Source organism: Scleromatobacter humisilvae (assembly GCF_023231945.1).
GTDB lineage: Bacteria > Pseudomonadota > Gammaproteobacteria > Burkholderiales > Burkholderiaceae_C > Scleromatobacter > Scleromatobacter humisilvae.
Genome location: NZ_JAJLJH010000004.1, coordinates 107,727 through 131,543 on the forward strand (window position 1 = coordinate 107,727; position 23,817 = coordinate 131,543).

The following is a 23,817-nucleotide window of genomic DNA, read 5'->3' on the forward strand; positions in this document are numbered from 1 at the left end:
GCAGGGCGCGCCAGGGCTCGAAGACAAGTAGAAGAAGAAGGAAATACAGCGGCCTGTTCGTCCGCACATCGCCGGCGCTGCCGCCTCGAAACGAGGCGAGCTGGCAGAAGCGACGCGCGAGGGTCGAGAGATGTATGCGTATTGCCACACACCTTCTATCCAGCCCGCATGAATATCCTCTCTCTCATGCATTGGTTTGACCAAACTAACGCGTATAGGATATACTATGGGCACCGCTTGCTGAAGCGTCTTCGAGGGGAACACCTATCAACATGCATTCCAAGGAGGTACCAATGTCCACGTCAATCCAACGAACCATCCTCAACATCGCAGCCTCTTCGGCTGCCGTCCTTGGTGGTTCAGCTCATGCCGAAGGCGCGACTGATGAGTGGCGAGTCCTTGGGCCGGCGTTTAGCTATCATTTCAGCAAAGACGGCGCACTTCGCGTTCAGACGCCTCCGACGTGGTACTGCACGGTCTCCGCGGTGAAGGCGCACGAAAACGCCGTCATCCAGTCGAACATCGTCTATACGTTCAAAACGACCAACCCCTTCGACGCCAAGAATTCGTTCGTTCCGACCGGTGCTCTGGCAGAAGCCGTCGGCAAGCCGTCGGGGTATGGCGGTCCGACCATCCCCGCCGAAGGTGGACTGGACTATAAGGCCACTGGCTCTCTCGCATACGACCCTGGTACCAAAACCGAGACGTACAAGAGTGCCACATGCGATTCGACGAACAATACCGGCCAGGTTCGCGCCTGGCACCAAGACAATCCAGCGTTCGGCTTGCAACGCGACTGGCGATACAGCGACCACGTCGATTTGGTCTACGCGACATTCGTGCGCGATTCTTACGGCACGCCATCGTTCATGGCAGCGGGCGGTCGCGAGTGGCCCATCGCTGCGCTGGGCACGCTCAGCGTCGATGGAGGGGTTGTGGCGGGGCTGTGGCGTCGCAGTGAGGCCACGGACGGTGGCTGGGCATTGGGGCGCCGAACGGTACCCTTCATCCTGCCTGCGCTCTCTATCAACGAAGAGAAGAGCGGTGTCGGTGTCAACATTGCCTTCGCGCCGAAAATTGTCGTCAAGGGGAAAATTTGGAACGCCACACCGACGATGATGTTTCAGCTCACCTACCTCATTCAGAAAACCGAGTCGGTGGGCTTGACGGGAGTCAGTCTGGGGACGTCGCCAGAAGGCGGGGCGCAAGCCAGCGTTGGATACGCCTTCTAGTTCGCACTAATGTGCGACAATACACCCACATATAGAAGAGTATCGGAGGTGACAGTGGTACATGCGCTACTCGCAGTGACCAACGTGGAGTCGAGCGCGAGTCCACCTCATCCTCGTGACGTACGCGCGTTGCGTGTGCGGCTTGGTGCGCCGATTTACGCGATGGCGCGCGCGGCTGGGTACCAGACCAAACGCAGCTGGTGGCTCGTCGAGGAGGGGAGTGTCGAGCTGGCTCCGTGGCGCTGGCAGCTCGTGCTCGAAGCGGCAGGGCGAGGCGAGCTGGCAAGGTCGGAGGTGGCGGCAGGCAAGACGCGGCAAAATGTACAGGTAAGCGTCGACGAGATGCTCTGGGTGACGGAGGAGCGCCGCCTCGACGTTGCGCAGGCCATCGAGAGCCTGATGTACGTCTTCGAGCTCAGCTCAAACGAACTGGCCGAGAAGAGTGGCGTGACCCATCGGATGCTGGGGTTGGTACTCGGTGGGCGCTCTCGCAAGCAGATGACGAGCAAGCGCATTGCTTCAATCGAAGCTGCACTGCTCGAGATGAAACGGCAGGCTGGTGATGCGAGGCTGGCGTTTGACCGAGAAGTCCGTCTGTCGACGGAGGCGCTTCGAGAGTTGTGCACAGGTGCTCGTGTGTCGCAAGAGTGCGCTGGTCGGTGGGCTGCGCCAAACAGCGTGTCACCGGCCGCCCTGATGTCGGCTTATGAATGCGGGACGGTGCGGATGACGAATGAATCCGCCACCCGCCTGGCCGACCAGCTGCTCATGCATTGCCAGGTCGTCAATTCACATCCGGCATGGGCCGTCCTCGCGGACCCCGCTGGACAGGCGAGCTCGAAAAAGTAGCAATCGAAGCCACCCCGAATGTTCGACTGGCGTTGAACGACACAGCTCTACTTGTCCACCGTGCTGTCCAAGCATACGGTGGACATCTTATTGGTGCCGCCGCTTGACCAAGCGCCACTAGTAGTATATACTGTAAGCAACATGAAGGAGCAGCACTATGAAAACCGTTGACTGGACGAACGACTACCGAATCAATCGTGCGCTGACTGCCGCGGTCGAGGTTGCCGTGGCCGTTGGCAAGTCGCTTATGACCGGGCTGGCGATTCTGATTCTCTTGACTGGTGTGAAGACGTTTCGCGGAGCCGCTTGGGTTCTTGGGGGCGCGGTGATTTTCATCTCCGCTGTAGTGGCTGTAGTGCTGTAAGGAGGGAATCATGAAGGCGCAGGCATGCAACATCAATCAGGAGGTCGGCAGGGTACTGGCAGGTCTCGATATTGGTGACCGCCTGACCTGCGTGGACTTCCTTCGGCAGCATCTGGGCGTCGAGGCGTATGTCGAAGTGCGTACATCGAAAGACGGGATGCTGAACCGGCTTGCGGGTGAGCTCAGGGACAAGCTGGAGCGCGACTGGTACCTCAACGCGGAGCGCATGGGTGATGTCGAGCAGCTGATGCGTGACATCCTGGAGCGTGCCTACGATGCCAAGGCGGCGAACGTCGTGGCGAGCTACAAGCTCGTCGACGATATCCGTGACCAAGAGCGCATGAGGCAAATCATCGCCGCTCGTCACCGGAAGGAGCGTGCGGAGAAGCTCGGCGCGGAAATCCTTGGGGGGAAAAATGAGCGGCTCGCTCGTCGTGATGACTTCATGGAGGGCAACGTGATGGCGTACCGCCGCAAGCGCTTCAACGAATACCTGAAGCAGATGGAAAAGATGTATCGCGGTGACGACGGGAATGGCCTGGCCATTTCCTCGATGCTGTTCATGGGTGACATCAAGGGCGCCATGGCACTCTACCGGTCGCTGCCGGCGGAAACCAAGGACGCGAACCCGCTGATGCAATCGGCCATCTTCATTGCCGAGGCGTTCATGACGAAGCCGCAGGCTGGCACCTCGAGCGTGCTCGGCGTCGAGGTCGGAAGCGCTTTCGAGTACGAAAGCCCTTTCACGATGAGTGCGCCGAGCCCGTACGCGCACTGACGCGCAACCAGCAACAGTAAAAGCCCGGCCACCGCCGGGCTTTCCTACGTCTGAACCAGCGCCTTGGCCTTCAGGTCGGCGAGGACAGCGGCCAGGTCAGGCTCGAAGCTCCAGCGCACGAACGAGAATTCCACCCATTCGCGCAGCGATGCCTTGGTGTGGTGAACGAGCTCCTCACCCGTCCATCCGTTGACGCGCATCACGTGCCGGTGCATGCGCTCCGTGAGGCGAAGCTTGTCGGCCATCCCCGGATGTTTGGCGAGATGGCAGAGCCAGCAGAGCGCGATGGTGCGCACGAGCACCTGGCGCGATGTGGCAACGTCCCAGCGCCAGACTTCATGAGTTTCGAGCGGGTGCTCCTTGATAGGGGGAGCGTTGCAGATTTCACACCGGCCGCAGGCCAGCCGTACGGTGAGCTCCTTGATGGCCCTCCACTGAGACTTCGTGCCGGCTGAGCGCAGGTTCACGCCATGCGCGCTTTTTGGAACGAGCTCGATGAGAAGGGGCGCCGTCATTGCGACGCCTTCTGCGGGAGGAACCTGCTCAGAACGGATTCGAGCTCGCTCGGGGTGTCGCCGCGCAGCTGAGCGAGTTCCGCAGCTGCCGCGGCGCGAGCATCCTCGCCGGCGGCAGGGGTCGACGCGATATCCGGCTCAGACCATGGCGTAGCCGCCGAGGGACTGGGAAGCGCCGGCTCCTCGACCGTGAGCGTGGGCGAAACGCTGGCGCTGGGGGTGACCACGCCAACGCTTGCGTCATGAGCAGCCAGGGCGTCCCGACCGATGGTAGCGCTGGTTGCGATGGCCTGTGCCGAGGCGGCCCGTCTGGCGCGACGCGAGTACCAGGAGCGCAGGGTGGTGTCCTTACAGTCAACAAGCGAGGGGTCGATGCCCTTGATGGCGTCCAGAATTTGAACCCACGTGTAGACGCCGCCGTCGTTGCGCGCCGGGTCGCGAAGCTCGTTCACGAGCTCAAGGTGCGGGTCGAGCGGGTTGCTGACGCCAGGCACAACCGTGTCACGGACGGCTTCAGCGTGCCGCTTGGTCAGCCACATGCGCAAGTTATCCGGCGAGACCTCGATGGCAAACCGGCGCTGAATCGAGTTGGCTAGGTGCCGATGCGTCGGCCGCGGACTGCCTACAGCCATTGCGAGCACCTCGGCGGCGATGGCATCCAGTGCCTTCGAGACAGTAGCTGGCGGAGTCGCATAAGCAGCGGGCATGGCGTTGGCTCCTTTCAAGGGCGCTACGTGGCACATATGATAATGTGCGACAACACACGCACATGTGTCAAGCAAAACCGTGTTGTTGCGCTGTGAAGCGAAGCAAACGGCTATGTGGCACTGGTGTGGCAGGCCCGAACAAAACGTCAGGCAAATCGGGACTGCCTCTCCTATGGAGAAGTACTTGGGAATGCCGAAAAGACCAGCCATACATGACGCCCTATTGATTCGTTGAGCGAAGGAGCTGCTGGTGGCGTTGCTCATCGTTGCATCCCCCTCTCACAAAGCCCCCAGACAGCCATAACCCAACAAGCAAAACCAACCCGACCAAACGTACCAATCAATGTCAACAACAGAGCCGAGAGCGTCAACAAAAACCAATGTCACCAACCCAACGAAATCAAAGGCTTAGCGCAACCAAGGGGCGCAACTTGCTGTTAACAGGCTAATGTGCTACAATGGGCACACACAGGCGAATCCACAGGAGCATGACCGAAACCATCACCCTCCCGAGCCCACAACCCATCTCACCGAATCCGCTGCATGCAACGGCACCGGTGACGATGGAAGCGGAATCTCACATCCAGGCCCGGAGCAGCGAAGCCGGTGAAGAGCCCCACGGCACCAATGGCTCAGCCCCACCGATTTCGGAAGGTATGCCTGTCGCTGGTGTCGGTGAATCGGTCAGTGAATCCGTGGACTCCGAAGCTGGCGCCAGTGGAATGCGCAATCCAAAAATCCAACGAAGCCGGAAGCGTTCAACCCGACATCTCGAGGAACTTCAACGGCGCCAAGCTGACCTGGTGAAGCCGGAGAAGAAGACGGAGCCGATTCCGGGGACTCGCCTGGAGCCGTCACTGAGCGCGCGATGGGAATCCGCGGTGAAGGACTCCGGACTCAGTAGCTCTGGCCTGGTCTATGTCGCCGTAGTGGAGTACCTCGAATCCGTGGAGCAGCGCTCCATCCTGGGCCAAATGCAGGGGGTGGCTCGACTCGTGGCCGATACTGGCAATGCATTGCTCGGCTCGATGGACGAAGTCCGGGCTCGGCTTGCTTCACTGGACTCGGTGGCTGCGCAGCTCAAGGAAACGGTGGAACTGCAGGAGGCCAGGTTCATCACGGCCGAAGACGTTGAGGGGATGCTTGACCGCATGCTCAGCGGCGCTGATGAAGAGTCCGATGCCGATGAACAAGACACGCAACCGGAGGGGGCTCAATGAAGCCGATGAACAAATCCATGGCATCGAACAAGGGTTCTGTCATCGCATTCAGACCCGACCTCCTGTGCTACCGCGATGCCGCAATCATGGCCGGCGCCGGTGTGGTGACGATGAGTGCCGGGGCCTGGACCGGTTTCGTCAAGACCGGCGCCGTCCTGCTGGTTGGTGCCGGAGTCCTGGCGTATCGTTGGTATCGGGAAGGTCAACGCCGGGGCCGGGGCTTTGTCGTCGAAGACGAGGTGGTTGCCGGACTACAGACTCAGTGCGATGCACGCGGGTGGAAGCTGCAGCGAGACATGTGGTTCGACGGTCTTGGCAACCTGGATGCCGTCATCACCACGGACTCGATGGTTTGCATCCTAGAAATCAAGTCCTATGGCGGGTTGACGATTCGCAGTGGACGTGTTGTTCGCACCAATCGTGATGCGACGCCGGCGGACAAGGAGCTGCGTCAGGCTCAGAGCCAGGCGAGTCGTGTCAAGGCGCTTATGAAGTCCTCCACGAGACCGGTGCTGCCAATCCTGTGGTGCCCCAAGTCTCGCAAGGAGGCTGGTGTCGTTCACGCTGGAGTCCTGTTGGCGAACGGCGCCGTGGACATGATGGTCGAAATCATTGCCGAGATGGATTCGCAGGTCAGTGCTGCTGGCGCCGGTAAGGGCGGACGATGAAATTGGGCGCATCGTTGGTGCTCGCGAACCCTGTCGGGCCCGCGCCAGTCGTCCACCCCAACAGCGAAGCTGTCAATGCCTTCGGCCCGGCGGGCCTCCGTGGGTCGCTCCGCTCCCAAGTGCAGTGGAAGGGAGAGAACGGCCAGGCTGCTCGCCTGCCCGTTCTCTCCTTTGTCCAGCCCGCCCTCCTTGAGCTTGCCGCCAACGAGCGGCATGCGGTGTCGGCTGTTTGTATTGCGATGCACAACCTCCCCTCCGACCTGACTCGCCGGGTGGAACGAGTTCCCTGCACCTTCATCGATGCCGGTCTTGAGTTCCCCGATGCCGGTCAGATTTCACTGGTCTCGCTGATGGTCACTGGTCTCGGCCTGGCTCGGCGCATTCCTTGTGGTTATGGGATTCCGGGTTCGGTCTTCAGGAAATCGGTCCAACAGGGTGAGAGGAGCGGTGGGCAAGTCCGCACCGAGCGTGTCGGGCGTCCACACGCGCGAGCTTGTGGGCGGGGACTTGTCCACGGCGTGGGAGCGGGGCTCCGCTTCCCGTCTTCGGTTCATCGAGTCCGTACCGCTTTGGCTGTTGCGGCCTTCGGCCTCCCATCTTCTGCCAGCCCGCCTGAACTGCCGCAGGCTGCCATCGAGCAGCCGAAGGCTGTCCTACCCCCAGACACGCCAGACGCACAACCCGCCATGCAAGGAGGCCTCGTTTGAACCACCCGCACCTCACCACCCACTTCACCGTCAGCCACCCGGAACTTCGCGCCACCTATGAGGCGATGCGGGAGTTGGGTGTGGACGATTCGCTGCTGGGCTTTTCCAGCATCCAGCCGTTGGCCATGCACCTGTCCGAGCCCGATGGCGGTGTCGAGACCGACTACGTCCCTGAGCTCGAGCGCCTGCTTGGCTGTATCGGGATGCCATTTCAGGCCCTGCCCGACGCCAAGATTCCGACCATCATCATCGAGAGTGACGGCGTGGGCTACGACTGGGGCAACGGGTCGCCCGACACTCCGCTCATGCCTGCGGGGGGATGGCGTCAACGCCCTACCGACACCGTTGACCAGGTGCATCTGGCAGCGTTGGCTTGCTCAGATGCCTACTGGAACGTGATGCCGGAGCGATTCAAGACGGTGTCGGAGATGTGCAAGTGGGTGCTGGAACTGTTCCGCATCGATTCCGTTTGGGAGCTTCCCCGAAACCGAAGGTACTTGTGCGAGCGCGTGTGGGCCATCTGGAGCTCGGATACCGCGATGGATACCCGGGCCCCGCTTGAGATGCGTCGGACGGCCGGCCTCCGGAGTGGCAAATGAGCGGTATCCGCACGACGGTACGCCTGTTGGCTCTGGCGACGACGATGGCGCTCGCTTCTTGTGTGACTGCGCCATCGAATCTCTCCGCGCCGGCATCGCGTGGGTCGGTTGGCCCGGCTGAGCGACTCGCTCGCCTCGACCCGCTGCCCTTCTTCCATGAAGTCGTCGACGTCTTGGCACATGCCAATGAGGGCGCCGGCACCAGCTGCTCGCTGTACGCGCTCTACGACTACGCCTTGCAACGCAGTGGTCGCCACTTCGATTCGCGAGAATTCGTACGCTTTCGTCGCTGGGCCATCGCCAACAACATGTTCTTCCCGGCAGCGGCGGACAGAACCGTTGACTTCGATGCGCTCGAGCGGCGTCTACCTGAATTCTTCGGCGCCTCTGTCGCGCAGTCGCTGCGATTCGAAATGGTGGTTCCCAGGGATGCGTGGACTGTGGTGGCCGCAGCGGCGCTCGAAGGCGGCCACGCTGTGCTCGCTATGACGGCGGAGCATCCAGACAGGGGTTCCACCTACACGCAAGCCGACCACGTGATTTCGCTCGTCGAGCCTGTGCGCGCGAGCGATGGGCATGTCGAAGCGTTCCTGGTCCGTGACCCGGATTCGTACCGGTTCTGGGAGTCACTGCATCGTGTGACGGTCGATGAGCTCGCCTTGCGCCTTGCTCAACCGAAGGTTCTCTTCGATGGGAATCTGGCGGCGATTGCTGTGAGCTCGGAAGTGACCTACGAAATCGGCGCTCAGCATGTCGCGGTCTCGAGCAACAGCACCAACTGAGCACCTTACCCGCGCTACGGACACATAGTGTTGCATTCCTCCCCCCTTTTGGGTGGGCGGGTCGGCTGCGGATGTCGTGACATACTTTTTACGCTCCACGAATGGGGCGCGACGGCGACACGACAACCAGGGAGAGATGCATGGCGAAGGAAGTGCCAAAGGGGAGCGTGCAGGCACTTGCCGCACCCGCGGCGGAGCTGCAGGAGCAAGCGATTCTGGCGAACCTTCTGATGCGGAACGACCGGACGGTCAACACCTACGCCGTGCGAAACGACCGAGCGCTCAGAAAAGCGAAGTCGCTCGTCTGCTACAAGAACGGAATCACGAAGCAACGCGTGTCCGTCAAGCGCCTGCAAGCAGATGCCCTTGCGAAAGGGAGCCACAGCCAGGCCCTCTCCGGAAACATCCAGCTCGCACGCGGCGAGCTGCAGCCGGATGCCACTGACGCCCACCACATCGTCGCGCGTCGCCATCACCTCGCTGCGGTCGCTCGCGGCTACCTCTTTCGGTGGAAAATCGGCATCGACGACGCCGACAATGGCGTGTTCCTACCCAAGAAGCTGGGGGCCAATGTCGCAGGACTTGAGAATGCGGTGCCGCACGGTCCGCTCCACAGCGGCCCATATCATTTCGAGGTGACCGACAGGCTACGTGACCGCGCAGGCGAGCCTGCATCTGCAGCTCGAGAAGAGCTACGTGCCATGCGCGCCGAGATGGTTGCGGGCACCTTCCCCTACATGAAGAGCTGACATGGCAATCTGGCAACTCCGAACCGCTCCGGCGGACAAGTTCGCACCACTCGCACCGACGGAGGCGCAGGCGATGTCCGGTACGTTCGAGGCACGTGGCAAACCGCTGCAGTGGAAGAAGCGGCAAAAAGTCAGTGTCTTCCAGGAGCCGAAGAAGAAGGCTGCGCTGCCGCGGGCTGACGTGAGCCTGTTGATGTCCGGCGCGCTTGTCCTCAATCAGAAGGCGCATGACGCTCTTGGCCCGTTCCTGCAAGAGTTCGGCCAGCTGCTGGAGCTCGATGTCGGCGGCTCGACGGAGTATTTCTACAACGTGACCAACGTGGTCGATTGCATCGACCCCGAGCGCTCCGAGAAGCGCTCCACTGGCGTCATCGTCAAAGAAGCCTTCCGTGAAGGCGCCACGCCGACTGAGCCTTCTATCTTCAAAGACCCTCGTACCGTGGGCACACGCATGTACGTGAATCTGGCCGCGAAGGAACGGCTTGATAGCCTCGCGAGCAGCGCCGGGTTGACCGGGCTCGAGTTCGTGGAGCTCGGCGAGCACTGACGCCGGCGCTGACGGCCCGTTCGACTGGACTCAAGCGCTGTCCTCGCGAAACGCCTCTAGGCCTAACTCGACACTAGCGCAGGTGTCGGCCGCGCGTAGCGAGACCTCGGCATCGGGCACCTCCGCCGTGCGAACACCGATTGGAATGGCGAGAATGGCCATCGCGCCCAGCAGTCCGCCAAGCCCGAGTAGCGCCTCGGACGCCTTGAAGACCAGACACACTACAAGCAGAGATGCGAAAACGGCCAAGACCTTGCGCACGTAGTTCGGGTGTTGGTCGAGCAATCGATGGCTGTACAGCGGCAGACGCACCGTGCTTGCTGTGTTGCGCGCATCTGCCTCTCTAGCTTTCAGATGGGCGAAGCTGAGCGGATTCGCAGTGCCGTTTCGCATGACGTCCGTCTCGCCGCGCTGCAGTCGGAAGGAGTTCATCACCGTTGCCTGCATCGGCCAATCCTTGCACCATTCGACGCGCCGGACACCGTAGGCTTCGAGGATTGGCAAGGTGAATTCCGGGTAGGGTACCGACACCGCAAGCGCTGAATCCAGCACGCACACCCAGGACGCCAGGATACCCTCTCGCACCGCAACCAGGCTGAGTCTGCTGGCGCTCGGATATGTTCTTTCCGTCAGCGCGCACGGCATCATCTCGACACCGTTTCGCGCGAGAAATGCAACCCGATTCTTGCCCTCGCCGTTGATGTAGAAGATGCCCAAGGGGTTGACCAGGCAGGCGTGCGCGCTCTTGCTTGAACCTTCAGCACAGGCATCGTCCGTGAAATACGCGATTGCGCTCTCGACGGAATCCCGGGCGCCGTATGGCAGGGACCCCTCGTGCCAACGCCAGCTTGAGCCGACCACCGACTTCACTGGGATTCGTGCGCTCCGGGCGGGCCGGACGAGCGGAGAACTGGAGTCGAAAAACGGGAGCACGGCTCTCAGGGTGTCGGCGGGCGGACAGGCGTAGTCTCCTGGTATCGAGCCGTCGACGAACGTGGACGGTGAGACAGTGTCTTTCCAGAGCCCGAACCACGCAGGCCGTGGTTCGCGGTCGCTGAGGGCCCGTCGGGCGGCGATGAAGGTCTCGATGGCGTGGCGCTGTGCTTCCGAAATCTCTGGGATTACCTGTTCCAATATGACCTCTTCGCCCTTCCTGGGCTCGTTGTCGATTCTATGCAGCCAATCGAACTAGACGTTCCATCACGATGCACCCACTACTGGAATCCGCTGAAGCCCTGAAGAATCTCCTGGTTGCACGGGCTACCGGGACCGATGGCGACGAAGCCGAGTACATGCGGCTGCGTCAAATGATGATTGAAGACCCGTGGCTGTCGAAGCTGATTCCGCGATTCGTCCGCACCTGCCGCGACCTCCCGCAGTTCTGGCAGTTCATCAAGCACAAGTTTCCGACCTACGCCGAACGGAGAACCTACCTCTGGAAAGAGTTCGAGCCACTGATGGACGCCTTGGAGACTGAGGCTGCGCCATCAGACGGTCTCGTGTCTGCTGCGGTAGAGAAGTTTGACTCGGCGCACGTCCAGTCGGCGTGGAGCAAGGCGCTTGAGCGTCGCGCCAGTGACCCCGAAGGGGCCATCACGATGGCACGCACGCTCCTCGAGTCCATCTGCAAGCACATCCTCGAAGAGGGCGGCGCCGCGACGGACGACGCTCCCGACATCAGCAAGCTATACCGCCAGACTGCGGAACGGCTGCAGCTGGCGCCTTCGCAGCACACCGGACAGGTCTTCAAGCAGATTCTCGGTGGCTGCACTGCGGTTGTAGAAGGCCTTGGGGCTTTGCGGAACCGGCTGAGCGATGCGCATGGAACGGGGAAGGTGGCCGTGAAGCCTGCGCCGCGACATGCCGAGCTCGCAGTCAACCTCGCTGGCGCCTTGGCGGTCTACCTTCTGGCCACGAAATCCGCCCGGGACGAATCCAGCAACTGAAAGCGTCTGGGGACATCGACTCCTTCCACTGACGTCGGAACCCACTCGATGAAGCCGGGCCAAGCGGCCGACGGCCGACGCGGGTGCGCTCCGTGCGATGCGATTCCGGGCCGAGGATACGGGCGTGGAGAGTGCAGATGTTCAACGGCTGTGCCAAGACGGGCGGAGCCTGGCATTTGGTGCGGAGCAGCCTTCGGCCCACGTCCAGTCACTCGATGCGATGTACCAGCGCTCGGGCCTGGGCAAGTCAGATGCAATGCAGGCGGGCTGGTGGGAAGGGTGTGGTGGAAGGCGTTGTTGGCGCGCGCGTGATGGCCGGTGGCGTGCACTGGACTCCCCGAGGGCCATGTTCCGGAAGCGGCATCGGTGGCGCGCGGACGCACCTCACGCGTCGTGGTGGCCGTGCCTTCAACCCACATTCTCTTCTCCAGCCTGCCCGGTTTGTGCACGCCAAACGGCGTGCAAGGCTGCTTCTCCTCTCGCGTCCTGCTGTGCTAAGTCGGCAAGCTCCAGGCTTGTGTCGGCGGTGTGCCGCCGACGGGCGTGCTTCAAGTTCCGTGCCGCATCTGGCGCGAGCACTCACGCCTGGGTAAGAACGACAAAGGGCGCCGAAGCGCCCCCTGAGACGAGCGAAACAGGTACTAAAGTCGATGCCGCTGTGAATGAACCGGATGAACTCCGGCTCCATCTCGATGCGCGCAACCAGACGCTCCATCTCCGCGTTGACGTTTTTGCTGCATCGCATAGCGTCGATGAGGTCGGCAGCACCGACGCCATACCTTGCGCACAACAGAGTCCCGGCGGCGACCTTGGCCGCAGCGAAAGCAGTCTCGAAGCGCGCGTTCTGTTCGTCAGTGAAGCCCTCGTCGAGTTGCTGCTTCATGGCGTGGATATCGGTGTTGCTCTGCATGATGGATTCCAGTAATGGCTGCCCTTTGGGCGGAATGCGCTCATTCAATCTAGCATTTGCAGTATATACTACTATCCGTCAAAAGCATTGCTGTATTTGGTCATAAGCCAGGCCCGAGTTATGCAAAAGAATTCTCTTGCGGTGTTCGAAGTATCTTGATTCATCCCCGCATTACAGTATACTCTAGTCATGGCATCGAGATTTGATGCCTACCAGCCCAAAGGGCAGCCTTCACCAAGGAATCACCATGAACGAATTTGCCAACAGCATCCCTGGCCTCGAAGTCACCGAACTCGAGATGGAAGTCATCGTGCTGGGCGCCTCGCCGGACGACAAGGACTTCAACGACGACCTCGGCCCCTGCTTCTAACCGCCTTCGCAGCGAGACCCATCATGGCAACGACCTACTCCGTCGATGACGACGTTGCTACCTTCGACGCCAGCGACTTCATGTCGCCGGCTGCTGGCACCGTCGTCGGGCTCCTCTCCAACGACGACCTGCTCGAGCTCTGGTTCGCGCAGCAAGTGGGGTTGCCGGCCGTCACGCGTGCGCGTCGCAAGTGCGCTGCCGCCTCGAACGACGCCCAGCTGCAACTCTTCGCCTGATTCCCACCCGCCCAAAGGGCAGCCTTCAACTTCGCAAGGAAATCATCATGTGCATTGCCGAAATCATCTCCGAATCCAGGACCCGCGCCATCAACGATGACCTGAGCCGGGCCGACGCCCTTGAGGCCGGCCTGCGCGCCGCCGGCGTCCTGGATGTCGACGGCTACTTCACGCAGTCCGACGACGACTTTTACGCTGAGCTTGTTTGATGCGCCGCCTCACCAGCTCCAAAGAGGCGCGCATGCGCTATTTCTTCAGCATCCTGGAGTCAGTCTCAGGCTTCGTTGATGCCGCCCCTGGGGAGACCACCTCTGGGGCAGCGCGCACCTCGGCGTCGCGCCTGGATTCGTTGCCGTCGCATTGGGCGAATGGAGTCACCGGTGCTGCACTCGCTGGTGAGCCGCGCGACTAAATTCGCGCAGCGACGCCTCAGCCTCGGAAGACCATCATGAAATCATTCAAGGGCCTCGAAAAGGTATCCGGACTGTTCGCGTCTGCGGTCTATGCGCGCGACTCCTTCCCGGTCATGAAGGCAGTCCACGTTGGCTGCCTCTTCGCGTGGGCTCGCCAGGCGCTGGCGTCTGGGCAGACCGGAATGCGGCGCACCGACCTGCGAGACCATGCTGCCTACTTCGCCGGTCTCGACGCAGCCGGCTTCGAGCAGCTCGTGAACGAGCTCGTTGCGATGCGCCTGGTGGCCGTCGGCGCCGATGACACTCTGGAGCTCGTCGACCTGGCCGACTCCATGCGCGGCAAGAGCGCTGAGTCCGCCCGCCGGAAAGCAGGGTGGCAGAAGCGTCGGAATGGTTCCGCGGATGGCATTGCAGCGCCTTCAAGGGTCGCGCCGACGTCGCCCGCTTCTGCTGCGGCCCCTGGGTTAGCCCCCATCGAGGCAGCCTTGCAGACCTCTTTGCTCGACCCGGCTCCGATTCATCCCAGCGGCGCCGGCGGGCGTCAGGCACCCGCCAGGCGGCCGCCGGCGCCCAATCCGCTTCGCATCGGCACCGATGATGATTACGAGTCGCCGGTCATCATGCGTCTGGAGGTCAAGGGCGGCCAGGTTGTCGAGTTCACCGACGCCTTCCGCAAGGCCATGGAGCCGCTGTATCCCGGCGTCGATGTCAATCGCGAGATGCTGTGCGCCTCAGAGTGGTGTCACAGCAGGCCGGAACGCAGGAAGACACTCAAGGGTGCCCGTGCGTTCGTCACCGGCTGGCTGTCGCGTTCGGCACAGCGCCGCGAGGTCACGATGGCTGTCGTGGCGTCCGGCAATCAGCGCAACGGTTTCGGCCAGGGCGGCCGCTACAGCACCGAAATGCCGGCCTCACCCGTTGCCGGAGGTGACTCCTTCGACGACTTCGCCGACCTCGTTGTCCCGGGTCGGAACAATTGCACGCTCGGTCTCTTTGCTGACGATGAGCAGTCCACCGGTAGCGTACAGTGAAGCAAGAGCTACATCTGTACGAAGGGATGCAACCGGATGACATCTTCGAACGTCGTTGACCACAAGTCGCGTCGCTATCGTGCGCTCCACGAGGCCGGTCACTGTGTGGCAGCCTTACTGTCAGGCGCAGATGTCGAATTCTTGGAACTCTTTCCGGAGGGCGGCGGGCGTTGCCGTGTGAATCGCAGCGGCGATACTCAGCAAGGACGGCTCATCGCTTGTGGCGGCTATGCGGTCGAGTTCATCCTGTACAGGAGCGGTCGACTCATGCTGCCGACCGGCGCGAAGCTCACCGACAAGGACTTCATTAACCTCGGGATGGCCAACGCATGGGATGACAAGAAGTCATTCTTCGGCGCGGACCACGGTGGAGACGCGAAATCGTGGCCGCTGGAGATGGACTCTGAGTTCATGACCTTCGGCTGGAAGCAGGTCGTGCCGCTGCTGACGCCGATGATGCCGGCCATCGAGGCGATTGCAAATCAGCTTGACGCGCAGACCACTCTCAGCGGCGAAGAGGCTCGCGCAATCGTGGCTCAACACAACGGCGGCTGACCGCAGCGGCAGTCAAATCGCCGACAGGTCTCGATGCGCGCTCACGACGCGCTCTCGACCTGCGAGTTCTACCTTGAGTGCGCGCATCGCGGCGTATAAGGCGTCTCGCTTGGCCCAGACTTCTTCAGCTACGGGCCCGCGGGTGTGCTGGTCGAATGCGCCGTCCCGCCAGAACTTGGCCGCCAGGCGAGCCTCCTTGGCCCGCTCACGCAGCCATGGCTTGGCGACCTCGAGGACGGACACGACACTGGCTCCGTGCCACGACAGCTGGAAGTACGTCACTCCTCGCGTAGAGATTGGCGCCACGTGGCCCTCCACCCCGATGGCCTTAGCCAGGTCGTGGAGTTCGGTTTCGTCTGAACGTCGAACGAACAGCGACAGTCGGTAAGCGTACCCCCGAGCCGTCGTTCGCACCTGGCGAACGATGGTGATGCAGCTGGCGGCGTCGAGCAGCCGCGAGGCTACCTCGAGGTTCATCTCTGCGGTGTGTGCGCCTGTCTCTTTCATGCAACACAGTATACACCATTAGAAGTCTGGCTGGAAACCCCGAGAAGCTAGGTGTTCAACCAAGGCTTCTCTTGCTTGGCTTGCTGGGTCAATCATGGAAGCCCGTGACTGGGTACCACATGCAATCGTCAGTCGAATGCAAGCAGGTCAATGTCAGGATATTTTGTGGGCTGCTGCTCGACCACAAAGTCCGCCAGCGCAGCGTCGATCTGGCGAAGCAGTTCGGAATCATTCCAGAGGATGGACCAGATGGCGAGCTCCACGTCGGTGCCTGCATGGCGACTCAGTCGAAGGTCTCCGGTAAATGCGTCGTAGGCTTGTGCCATCACTGCGAACTTGCGGGGGTCGTCACCCATCGCAAATGCTGCAAGCCGTGCTCCCGCATTCATGGACGAAGCCGCCGTGCCGGCCGCAGCCGTTCCGCGTTCATAGCGGGCCGACACTTCCTTGGCATACGCGACGATAAACGCGCCGGCAATTCGAGGCTTCAACTTCCACACATCCACTAGGAACTCGAGCAGCACTCCAGAATGGTCGGGCTTCTTTCCAAATCCGAACATGACCTAGCTCCCTACCTCGAAAAATGCGCTTGCACGCATAGAAGAACGGAGGCCAAAGTCAATGCGCACCTGAGGGTGGAGCTTGAACGCTCAGCGCCGCCTGGAACGGCTCGGACTGTGCGAGTCCGAGCCTCAGGATCGCGAGAGCAGACGCAGGAACCAAAACACCGAATCGAGGAAGACCTTCGATGCCGTTCGGAGCAGCCCACGAAACCATGAGCCGCCCTTCGACGTCAAGACCGAACTGAAAGTCCTCTGCATCGTGCCAGAGCGTCTTCGGTGAGCTGTCATGCATGCCGTTCTCCGTGCCTAGAAAGTTCTGCGTTGACGAGGAGAGACCAACGCTCCCCCAGACTCTACAGCCGAATTCATTTGACAAAATACGCGTACACGATATCCTAAACGCATTTCTTTGCACCTTCGCCCCTAGGGCAGCCTTCACCAAGGAGTTCAACATGTCGTTCACCAACACCGGCTTCCAACCCGTCAAGTCCACGAAGACCCAACGCGGCCAGCTTCGCGGCGCGCCGTCTTTCGAGACCTTCAGCGACTTGTCCGACGCCAACTGGCATGGCGGGCGAAAGGACCAGCGGCGTCAGCGCATGGAAGTGAGCCGCCGCAAGATGTTGGCATTGTTGGGTCGTTGAACTGTATGCGCGACAGCCAGCGTACAAGGGAGGATGCGGAGGGCAACCTCGAAATCCAGTCGTCTATCCGTCGAGGCCGCGAAGCTGCGCTGGCATTTGTTCGCGGAAGCCTGGGCGCAGACGCAGAGCGGCGAGCCCTTAAGCTGCTGAGCACTCTCGACGGCCCCGAACAGGCCGGGCTCCTGGTGGCTCTGCGCTGCTCCTCATTCCAGGACAATGCGATGCGTTCGCTACAGTGGCTTCGGGAGTGTCCGGCGGCGTGCGCATCGTCGTTCATCCTGGAGGCCGAGGTTCTCATTAGGGGAAATGCGCCGCCGCTATATTCTATGGAGCATTTGCGTCGGCGCGGAGGTGCATCCAGGTTGCTGGCGTTCTGGCGAGACCTCGCTGAAGAAGTCACAGCAACGTCCGTCAGGCATAACCAGTGGGTTCTGAGCGAAGCGCGACAATCCTGAGCATGCAACCCGACGACAAACTTCGCACTACACGCCACGGAATTGATGCCAGCTACCGCGACATGGGTGACCTCGTCGGCTTGGCCGGAGCCAATGCCAACGACCGCCTCATCGAGATGGAAGAAGGTAAGCGGCCCGTCTCCGGCCCCATCCAACGCGTTCTAGACTACATCAGTCAGGGCGTTGACCTGGGTGCCGGTGACCTGGCGAACACCATTCTGACGCGGTACCTGCCGGAGTTCGTCGAGCTCACCATTCCGGTCGCGCAGGATGGCGACGAGGAACTCGAGACGCTGGCGATGATGCACACGCGCTACCCACGGTTCATCGCGGTGTTTTCCGAAAAACTCCCGGCGGCAATGCGCGAGCGCTTGGGCGCCGGCGAGCTCGAGCAGCTCGCGATGCCGGAGAGCACTGGGCTCGGCTTCATGGTCGCGGTGCCCCTTGACCGACATCATGGTTCGCTGAAGCCGCTGATGGCTGTTGCGGCCAAGCTGATTCCTAGCTCTTAGCAGGTGTTTCCGTCAACAGCGCAATTGCCCTAAACGCATACATGTGCGACAATAGCCGCACTAAGGAAAAATCGGATTTCATTTGCAGCTTTTCATCAACCACTCAGGAGGTACCACGCATGAAGATTTCCTTGAAGACTCTGGTTGCTGGCTTTGTCGCCGGCGTCGCGGTTGCCGGCGCCGGCGGCGCTGCTGTCTACGTTGAGCAGGCGCCTGCTCGGAAACAGGCTTACAACGAGGCCGCTGTCTTTTACTACCTCGTTGGCGCGAAGATGGCAGACCAGGCGCCAATGGGTCGCGTTACCGACGTGCACTACGTCTACGATGCGTCGCAGTCTGCCGGCGCAAAGCCTGTCATTCTCAGCTCTGTTGTGACGGCGCGTGTCTGCGCCCCTCTGAGCATTCTGCCTGTCGGCTGCGATGCCGAGGCCGGCGAAACGGTCACGAAGACGGCGAGCAGCTCTGCCGAACTCAAGTTGGGCGAGCTCGCGGAGCTCGAAGGTTTCGTCACCAAGTCCGGCCTGCCAGTCAATCGCAAGAATCTGGCCTGGCCGCGCGGCGCGAAGACCTGAAAGCCGTCCTGGCTTCAATCCTCGGTTCACCGCAGTCCAGACACCATCTTTGACGCCTGGACGTGCTACAACAAGCACACAACATCTCTTGAAAGGAAACCATGAAGAAGAAATTCGTCCTCGTCGCGGCCGCCCTGGTCACTTCCTTCGGCGCTTTGGCTGCCGATGGCAATTCCCCTATGCAGGCACCGGAAATCTCCGTCTGCTCAAAGGGCAACTTGTCGCCGCGCACGGTGTCGTTCGAGGTACTCGAAAACACCGCTGTGCTGCATGCGCTTCACACCGAGTCCGGCAAGGGTACCTGTTGGGCCCGGCTGGGCGACAAGGGTACCGACGGCTACGCGTCCGGGGCCGTTGAAGTCAGGAAGGTCGGCGGCACTCAGCATATTGACGGCCTCGGCGATGTGATGCACTACGACATCTGGGTCTCGCAAGGTCACTTCTCCACCAGGGCCGGTTTCGCTGACCGCTTCATCACGACAGATGCCGCTTTGCTTCTTGACGGCGATGGCACTGTCGTGCGGGCGGGCATGCTCAGCAAGGCACACCCGGAGGCTTCCGAAATCCTGCTATCGGACGGCGAACGTCTCGTCATTGACGGTGTCGTCATCGCTGTCGGCTACAAGGCGCCTGTGCTTGTTGACTACAACGGCGGTCGCAAGACGTACTCGATGTCGAAGTTCACCCGCGAGGAACTCGAGACCATCGACCACGCGGTCGCGCGTCTGGACGGCAAGGAGCGCGAGCTCGTGCAGTCGGCGCTGTCGGTCTCCTTCGAGTAACCAGAGCCAACAGGGCCGGCGTCAAGCGGGCCATTTGCCATGAAGAACCCCTCTAGACCTCACTCTCCCCTGGTCGACCTGGTGGCACTCGAATACGCCGCGCTTGCCTACCGTGTCGCCACGATGCGCCCGGCGTATGCGAAGGCTTTCATCGCCGCGCTGGAGCGTGCCGGACGCATCCCGCGGGGGGCATTCTTCATCCACGACGCTGAGCTCATGAGCATCTCGGACGAACGTGACGCCGCGGAAACCAAGAGCGGACGACTCCACGCAGAGCGCGGCCGGCGTCCGACCTTTGTACACACCAACGTCACGGAGCCTGCTTGACCCTCCTCTTGCCAGCCCGCCTGAATTTGAGCTGACCGCCTTGCGGTCAGCTATCCCTTCCTTCACTGCCTAGACGCTTTCCGAGGAGTGCAAACATGTTCGAGCGTTTCATCATCGTTGTCCTTGCGCTGTTTGGCACCGCGAAGCGACTGCCTCAGATTCTCCACGGCACTCCGGCGACTCGAGCGTTGCGACCGAGGCGTCCGAGCTACAGCGAGGTGTTGCGTCGCGTGCGAGAGGAGAAGGCGCTGCGACGCGCTGCGAAGCATCAGGGCGCTTCCGGTGTCGACCAATGATTGGCCGTCCTCGTCCCATCAGCCTGATACAGGCCCTTGGCTACTTCCTGCGCGAGTCCCAAGGCTTCGAGCAGCTCATCGAGCACCAGGACTTTCCGCCTGAATTCGGCGGCGCGCTCCTGCCTGCCCTTGGGCTCAGCCCTGGCCCATTCACCCTGCAGCAGTACACCGAGTTCGTGCTGGGCGATTTCCCGGCCCTGCGCGAGCGGCGTCTCCGCATGGCGCGCGAGACGCATTGCAGCCCCGAGGAGCTGACGCGGGCAGTCTACGAGGTGGCGGTCTCCCTGCCGAAGTCCATCAGCCTGCAGTTGCTGGTGTCCGGTGACCGCCGTCTGAATGACGTGGTGAGGGACGCCAACAGGGCAGTCATGGACATGTTCGCCCGCTACTGCTTTGTGCGCGTCACCGGTGAGGACGGCTTCGTCGACAAAGTGCCCGTGACCGGCTTGGCGTACGCCAGCTGGTGGCACATCTCAAGTCGCGAGCGCGACCCGGATGAGGCCGCTGAAATCACCGGCGGCGCTGACCCGCAGCTACACATCCACAACCTAGTGCATCGCCTGGTACTCCCCGCTGGTGCTGTCGGCGTCGATGGGCTGCTCGAGCTCGGCGGCAAGGACGTCCAGATTGCACACCAGTCCGTCGAGCTGGTGTCGAAGGACTGACGGCCCACGAGCCGTGACCTTGTCCGCCTCAGCAATCGAAAGGAGTCCCATGTTCTTCTCTCTCGCGCAATACCTTGTTCGAACCCTCAAGGTCGTTGCCGTTCTCCTGAACGTCTCGCTCTGCACGGTCTTCGTGATGTTCGTGTTTTCGCCGCGGGTAGCACTTCCCCTGTATCAGCGTTACATCGGCTGGGGCTCGCCGGACTTCATCCAGGGCCTCCTCGAGCCCAGCCACAACGGTGCGTGGTCTAGTGTCTTCCTGGTGCTCAACCTGTTCTGGTTTGTGCCCATGGCCATCCTCTTCGCTTTTTCGCTCGTTGCCTGGAATGTCCGACCTGAGCTTGCTGAGCACGGCGCGGTCGCTGTGAGGGGTGCTGGCCTTGGAGGTATCGGTGATCAGAAGTTCCTGTTCGGCATCGGAACCTCGGCCATGTTCGGCATCGCGGTACTTGGTGGCTTTGCCATCCTAGCGGCCTCAATCTTGACATCGACGGAATTTCAGTCGTACGCCGAGAGGAAGCATCTGCAGGACATCTCCGTCACCGGCATCTTCGATGGCTACCGGAACCTGGTACGAGGCGCAATCGGCACCGAGGCTGCGCCGGCACCGAGCCGTGCGTCTGCTGCATCGAGCGGCATGGCGCATCCCTGATTGAGAAGGGCAACCATCTGCTTGGCGCAGGCGTTGGCATCGCCTGTGTCGTACTACTCTTGCGCTCCGGCCTGTTGATGACGCCCGGTGTCAATGCCCGGCGCACGGACGTGGCGCTAAGCGTCCCCGAGAGCTCGAGAGTCGCGCAAGCGTACCGGGACGAAGTTCGAGCGCAGCGGGTCAGAAGCGACCGTTGACTTGCAGGCATACCGTTTATGTGCTACAATAGGCATACCAAGGCGTCGCGGCGCCGCTGATTTCATCGCGTAACCCTCCAAAGGAGTCCAAATTGACCCATCACATCCGTTCCGTTGCAGTCATCAGCGGCGAGGACAGTGACTCGACGAAGTCTTCGACCATCCGTCACTTCATTCGTCCGGCGCTGACCAGGCTGCACGGCAGCTGCAATTACTACCTGGTCGAGCGTCCGGACCCCGCCAAGCAACGCGTGAGCGAGGGTGAAACCCTGAAGCTCACGCCCGAACAGATGCCGGAGCTTCTGCTGAAAATCGAGAAGGACGCCGTCCGGGAGGTCGGCTCGGTATACGAAATCGGTGCCGGCCAGTCCGACAAGATGCTGACGCAGTTCGGCAAGCTCAAGGGCGCTCATGCTGCGGCCGACTTGGTCGTGCTGACCGTCCGCCCGGGCATGAAGCCGGACAAGTTGGCGGAAACCATTGCCTCCTACATCGCCGCCGGCTTCGACGCGAAGCGACTGGCGTTGACATACAACCTTCTTCCGGACGGTGCGACGGCTGAGGATATGTGGGCTACCCCCACGTTCTCGGCTCCGATTCCGTCCATCGGCATGTCCCTGGTGGCGCACTCCAAAAAGTGGGGCTATCGCTTGCTGAAAAACGGTATCCCGTCGAGCGACTCCATTCGCAACCTTCGTGAGCACCCGAAATACACCATCGGTGGGCTCGTCGGTTCGGCCGACGCCCTCAAGAAGGAGGCTGCGAAGCTGTGGGCGGAGGGCAAGGATGCGGAAGGCGACGTGGTCCACGGGTTCCGGGTCATGGCCATGAATGCTGGAAGCGTCATCGAGTACATCGACCGCATGGTCCAAGAGCTGTTCGAGCTTCCGGCGAGCTTCACGCTGGCCGAAACCGCAACGGCCACCGCCTGACGCGGGAGTCGACTCTTCATGGATGTCTTCGACCGCGAATCTGACGTCGGCGCCGACGAATTCGATGACCCCACGGCGGGGCCGGTTGCGACGCCTCCGGCGACACCTTCCGCGCCGGAGACACCTATCCAGGTCGCCGCTCCAGTCGTGGTAGCTCCGGCGCCGGCGCGCGAATCGGCACCGTTGACCGTGTCCAACGGCATCCCCGACGCCATCGCTGGCGTCGAGCTTCGTCGCGGTGCCGAGCAGGTTCTCGCCGATATCGACAAGATTGCTCTGGTCGAGCTGCTGGAGCCCTCCATGCTCACCGAGTACCTGACTCGCACGGTTGGTCAGTACCAGGCAGTTGTTGACGTCGACGCAAGGCCGAGTCACGCCATCACGGCCCTGATGCGCCAGGCCTTGCTCGTCGTGCTGGCGAGCCAGAAAATCGCCGGCAAGTCTGTTGCCGTGGCCGGTCAGCTGAACGCCCTGGAGCCCAAGCTCGAGGCCTACCTCTTCACCGGCGGCAACTCCGTGGTCGGCCGCCTGCAGACGGTCATCGACACCATCGTTCCGGCCTCGCGCAAGCTCCTCGAGGACATCCTCGTTGACGTTGACCGGTTCGTCTTCAAGCTGGTCAAGGCACACGTCGATGCCGCAGTGGACGGACATGAGCTTGTGGAACGCCGACGCGACGCCGAAAGGCTGACCTCTGAGCGCGATGTCGCACTCTCGCGCGAGCGGGATGCGAAAGACCGCCTGGCCGAGTACAAGGAGATGGCCGAAGGCAAGCTCGCGGCGGTCACGAGTGCCGGTGCACGCCTGGCATGGATGTCGTGCGGCTTCGGCATTCTGGCGGGCGCCCTGATGGCTTTCGCCGTCGTCCACTTCGCGAGGTAGACATGGATGATTTCATCGCTGCGGCGACCGGGCGCGATGGAGGCCACGACACAGAGCTGATGGCCTTTGCAGCACGTATGGCGTCGATTCGCGAGAAGCGCGAAGCCGAGCTCGAGGCCTCCTTGGCAGGTGCGACCAGGGCCAAGGACGGCCCCGCCGGAAACGTCGATTTCGTTGAGGTTGTTCGCCATCCTGTCGACGGGGCCGTGAAGGTCGACGTCGAAGTGGTCGATGCTGCTGCCAGTGGTGCGGGCTCGCCTTCTTCGCCGGAGTCGCCATCGGGTGACTCGAAGGAGGATGAGCCCGTGGTCGTGGAGCGCAGCGACTATGCGGTCAAGCGTGTCGAAGAGCTCTCGGAACAGTTGGCCCAGCTCTCCGCCGACAAAGACTTCAAGCCGTCCGACGAGGTCATCCGGGAGGCGGCCGACGCCGCAAAAATCAACATCAAGGCTCAAAACGACGCAAAGAAGGCCCAGGAGGCCGCGGCCGCACGAGCTGTTGCGAGGGATGAAAAGAAGAAGGCCGCCGCGGCTGAAAAGGCGGCGACGGTCGCGGGCAGCAAGCGTGCTGTGAAGCAATCCCAGTGATGTGCCGGCGATATCGCGTGGCATCGAAGAAATCCAGCCCATCAGCGGGCCTTCGTCGAGCAGCCA

The 23,817-nt window shown here is 61.7% G+C and carries 34 protein-coding genes; 28 read left to right on the forward strand and 6 right to left on the reverse strand.

Features of this window, described 5'->3' with window-relative positions; genetic code table 11:
* Positions 1-293: 293 nt before the first annotated feature.
* The 4 genes from LPC04_RS16245 to LPC04_RS16260 all read left to right on the forward strand — a co-directional run bounded on the left by LPC04_RS16245 (position 294) and on the right by LPC04_RS16260 (position 3,223).
* Complete coding sequence (locus tag LPC04_RS16245) at positions 294-1,232, forward strand: hypothetical protein (protein ID WP_275683301.1); 939 nt, start codon at positions 294-296, stop codon at positions 1,230-1,232.
* Between the two features lie 75 nt (positions 1,233-1,307).
* Complete coding sequence (locus LPC04_RS16250; protein WP_275683302.1) at positions 1,308-2,081, forward strand: hypothetical protein; 774 nt, start codon at positions 1,308-1,310, stop codon at positions 2,079-2,081.
* A 157-nt stretch (positions 2,082-2,238) separates the two neighbouring features.
* On the forward strand, positions 2,239-2,445 hold the full coding sequence (locus LPC04_RS16255; RefSeq protein WP_275683303.1) for a hypothetical protein: 207 nt from the start codon (positions 2,239-2,241) through the stop codon (positions 2,443-2,445).
* A gap of 10 nt (positions 2,446-2,455) precedes the next feature.
* Positions 2,456-3,223: a hypothetical protein gene (locus LPC04_RS16260; RefSeq protein WP_275683304.1), complete on the forward strand. Its 768-nt coding sequence runs from the start codon at positions 2,456-2,458 to the stop codon at positions 3,221-3,223.
* Positions 3,224-3,267: 44 nt separating this feature from the next.
* On the opposite strand, the gene LPC04_RS16265 is transcribed toward LPC04_RS16260, so the two are convergent.
* Both LPC04_RS16265 and LPC04_RS16270 read right to left on the reverse strand, forming a co-directional pair.
* Complete coding sequence (locus LPC04_RS16265) at positions 3,268-3,738, reverse strand: hypothetical protein (protein ID WP_275683305.1); 471 nt, start codon at positions 3,736-3,738, stop codon at positions 3,268-3,270.
* A complete protein-coding gene (locus LPC04_RS16270) occupies positions 3,735-4,445 on the reverse strand; it encodes a hypothetical protein (protein WP_275683306.1) in 711 nt (236 codons plus the stop codon). Before LPC04_RS16270 ends, LPC04_RS16265 begins: the two co-directional genes overlap by 4 nt.
* A 488-nt stretch (positions 4,446-4,933) precedes the next feature.
* On the opposite strand from LPC04_RS16270, the gene LPC04_RS16275 reads away from it, so the two are divergent.
* From LPC04_RS16275 to LPC04_RS16300, 6 genes are all read left to right on the forward strand, one after another.
* A complete protein-coding gene (locus LPC04_RS16275; protein ID WP_275683307.1) occupies positions 4,934-5,665 on the forward strand; it encodes a hypothetical protein in 732 nt (243 codons plus the stop codon).
* A complete protein-coding gene (locus tag LPC04_RS16280) occupies positions 5,662-6,333 on the forward strand; it encodes an NERD domain-containing protein (RefSeq protein ID WP_275683308.1) in 672 nt (223 codons plus the stop codon). The genes LPC04_RS16275 and LPC04_RS16280 overlap by 4 nt, the downstream gene beginning before the upstream one ends.
* Positions 6,334-7,036: 703 nt before the next feature.
* Entirely contained in the window at positions 7,037-7,639 is a 603-nt protein-coding gene (locus tag LPC04_RS16285; RefSeq protein ID WP_275683309.1) for a hypothetical protein, read from the forward strand.
* Entirely contained in the window at positions 7,636-8,421 is a 786-nt protein-coding gene (locus tag LPC04_RS16290) for a hypothetical protein (protein ID WP_275683310.1), read from the forward strand. Before LPC04_RS16285 ends, LPC04_RS16290 begins: the two co-directional genes overlap by 4 nt.
* Before the next feature lie 140 nt (positions 8,422-8,561).
* Positions 8,562-9,170 (forward strand): AHH domain-containing protein, encoded by a 609-nt coding sequence (locus tag LPC04_RS16295; RefSeq protein ID WP_275683311.1) that lies wholly within the window; start codon positions 8,562-8,564, stop codon positions 9,168-9,170.
* Position 9,171: 1 nt separating this feature from the next.
* On the forward strand, positions 9,172-9,717 hold the full coding sequence (locus LPC04_RS16300; RefSeq protein WP_275683312.1) for a hypothetical protein: 546 nt from the start codon (positions 9,172-9,174) through the stop codon (positions 9,715-9,717).
* Between the two features lie 30 nt (positions 9,718-9,747).
* Here the strand turns inward: LPC04_RS16300 and LPC04_RS16305 are convergent, their stop codons facing one another.
* A complete protein-coding gene (locus tag LPC04_RS16305; RefSeq protein ID WP_275683313.1) occupies positions 9,748-10,851 on the reverse strand; it encodes a hypothetical protein in 1,104 nt (367 codons plus the stop codon).
* A 71-nt stretch (positions 10,852-10,922) separates the two neighbouring features.
* On the opposite strand from LPC04_RS16305, the gene LPC04_RS16310 reads away from it, so the two are divergent.
* The 7 genes from LPC04_RS16310 to LPC04_RS16340 all read left to right on the forward strand — a co-directional run bounded on the left by LPC04_RS16310 (position 10,923) and on the right by LPC04_RS16340 (position 15,178).
* Positions 10,923-11,663, forward strand: a complete 741-nt coding sequence (locus LPC04_RS16310) for an abortive infection family protein (protein ID WP_275683314.1) — start codon at positions 10,923-10,925, stop codon at positions 11,661-11,663.
* Between the two features lie 658 nt (positions 11,664-12,321).
* Positions 12,322-12,588, forward strand: a complete 267-nt coding sequence (locus LPC04_RS16315) for a hypothetical protein (protein WP_275683315.1) — start codon at positions 12,322-12,324, stop codon at positions 12,586-12,588.
* A gap of 232 nt (positions 12,589-12,820) precedes the next feature.
* Positions 12,821-12,943, forward strand: coding sequence for a hypothetical protein (locus LPC04_RS16320; RefSeq protein ID WP_275683316.1), 123 nt, complete (start codon positions 12,821-12,823; stop codon positions 12,941-12,943).
* 23 nt (positions 12,944-12,966) lie between these two features.
* On the forward strand, positions 12,967-13,179 hold the full coding sequence (locus LPC04_RS16325) for a hypothetical protein (protein WP_275683317.1): 213 nt from the start codon (positions 12,967-12,969) through the stop codon (positions 13,177-13,179).
* A gap of 47 nt (positions 13,180-13,226) precedes the next feature.
* On the forward strand, positions 13,227-13,388 hold the full coding sequence (locus tag LPC04_RS16330; RefSeq protein WP_275683318.1) for a hypothetical protein: 162 nt from the start codon (positions 13,227-13,229) through the stop codon (positions 13,386-13,388).
* 239 nt (positions 13,389-13,627) lie between these two features.
* Complete coding sequence (locus LPC04_RS16335) at positions 13,628-14,623, forward strand: hypothetical protein (RefSeq protein ID WP_275683319.1); 996 nt, start codon at positions 13,628-13,630, stop codon at positions 14,621-14,623.
* Between the two features lie 36 nt (positions 14,624-14,659).
* On the forward strand, positions 14,660-15,178 hold the full coding sequence (locus tag LPC04_RS16340) for a M50 family metallopeptidase (RefSeq protein WP_275683320.1): 519 nt from the start codon (positions 14,660-14,662) through the stop codon (positions 15,176-15,178).
* Positions 15,179-15,190: 12 nt separating this feature from the next.
* Here LPC04_RS16340 and LPC04_RS16345 read toward each other — a convergent pair whose 3' ends face one another.
* From LPC04_RS16345 to LPC04_RS16355, 3 genes are all read right to left on the reverse strand, one after another.
* Positions 15,191-15,685: a hypothetical protein gene (locus LPC04_RS16345; RefSeq protein WP_275683321.1), complete on the reverse strand. Its 495-nt coding sequence runs from the start codon at positions 15,683-15,685 to the stop codon at positions 15,191-15,193.
* Positions 15,686-15,813: 128 nt separating this feature from the next.
* Positions 15,814-16,245, reverse strand: coding sequence for a hypothetical protein (locus tag LPC04_RS16350; RefSeq protein ID WP_275683322.1), 432 nt, complete (start codon positions 16,243-16,245; stop codon positions 15,814-15,816).
* A 58-nt stretch (positions 16,246-16,303) separates the two neighbouring features.
* Entirely contained in the window at positions 16,304-16,540 is a 237-nt protein-coding gene (locus LPC04_RS16355) for a hypothetical protein (protein ID WP_275683323.1), read from the reverse strand.
* 160 nt (positions 16,541-16,700) lie between these two features.
* Here LPC04_RS16355 and LPC04_RS16360 point away from each other — a divergent pair, with 160 nt between their 5' ends.
* The 11 genes from LPC04_RS16360 (at position 16,701) to LPC04_RS16410 (ending at position 23,751) form a co-directional block, all read left to right on the forward strand.
* Positions 16,701-16,892 (forward strand): hypothetical protein, encoded by a 192-nt coding sequence (locus LPC04_RS16360; protein WP_275683324.1) that lies wholly within the window; start codon positions 16,701-16,703, stop codon positions 16,890-16,892.
* Between the two features lie 457 nt (positions 16,893-17,349).
* On the forward strand, positions 17,350-17,859 hold the full coding sequence (locus LPC04_RS16365; RefSeq protein WP_275683325.1) for a hypothetical protein: 510 nt from the start codon (positions 17,350-17,352) through the stop codon (positions 17,857-17,859).
* A 119-nt stretch (positions 17,860-17,978) separates the two neighbouring features.
* Complete coding sequence (locus tag LPC04_RS16370) at positions 17,979-18,431, forward strand: hypothetical protein (protein WP_275683326.1); 453 nt, start codon at positions 17,979-17,981, stop codon at positions 18,429-18,431.
* A gap of 101 nt (positions 18,432-18,532) precedes the next feature.
* Positions 18,533-19,213, forward strand: a complete 681-nt coding sequence (locus LPC04_RS16375) for a hypothetical protein (RefSeq protein ID WP_275683327.1) — start codon at positions 18,533-18,535, stop codon at positions 19,211-19,213.
* Positions 19,214-19,252: 39 nt separating this feature from the next.
* Positions 19,253-19,540 (forward strand): hypothetical protein, encoded by a 288-nt coding sequence (locus tag LPC04_RS16380; protein WP_275683328.1) that lies wholly within the window; start codon positions 19,253-19,255, stop codon positions 19,538-19,540.
* A gap of 95 nt (positions 19,541-19,635) precedes the next feature.
* Entirely contained in the window at positions 19,636-19,836 is a 201-nt protein-coding gene (locus LPC04_RS16385; protein WP_275683329.1) for a hypothetical protein, read from the forward strand.
* Positions 19,833-20,501 carry a relaxase domain-containing protein gene (locus LPC04_RS16390; RefSeq protein WP_275683330.1) on the forward strand — a complete coding sequence of 223 codons (669 nt, stop codon included), beginning with the start codon at positions 19,833-19,835 and terminating at the stop codon, positions 20,499-20,501. Before LPC04_RS16385 ends, LPC04_RS16390 begins: the two co-directional genes overlap by 4 nt.
* Before the next feature lie 49 nt (positions 20,502-20,550).
* A complete protein-coding gene (locus tag LPC04_RS16395) occupies positions 20,551-21,153 on the forward strand; it encodes a hypothetical protein (protein WP_275683331.1) in 603 nt (200 codons plus the stop codon).
* 289 nt (positions 21,154-21,442) lie between these two features.
* A complete protein-coding gene (locus tag LPC04_RS16400; protein WP_275683332.1) occupies positions 21,443-22,282 on the forward strand; it encodes a hypothetical protein in 840 nt (279 codons plus the stop codon).
* 18 nt (positions 22,283-22,300) lie between these two features.
* On the forward strand, positions 22,301-23,164 hold the full coding sequence (locus LPC04_RS16405; RefSeq protein ID WP_275683333.1) for a hypothetical protein: 864 nt from the start codon (positions 22,301-22,303) through the stop codon (positions 23,162-23,164).
* Positions 23,165-23,166: 2 nt separating this feature from the next.
* The gene (locus LPC04_RS16410; RefSeq protein ID WP_275683334.1) at positions 23,167-23,751 is read left to right on the forward strand and encodes a hypothetical protein; all 585 of its coding nucleotides are present in this window, start codon (positions 23,167-23,169) and stop codon (positions 23,749-23,751) included.
* Positions 23,752-23,817 lie beyond the last annotated feature (66 nt).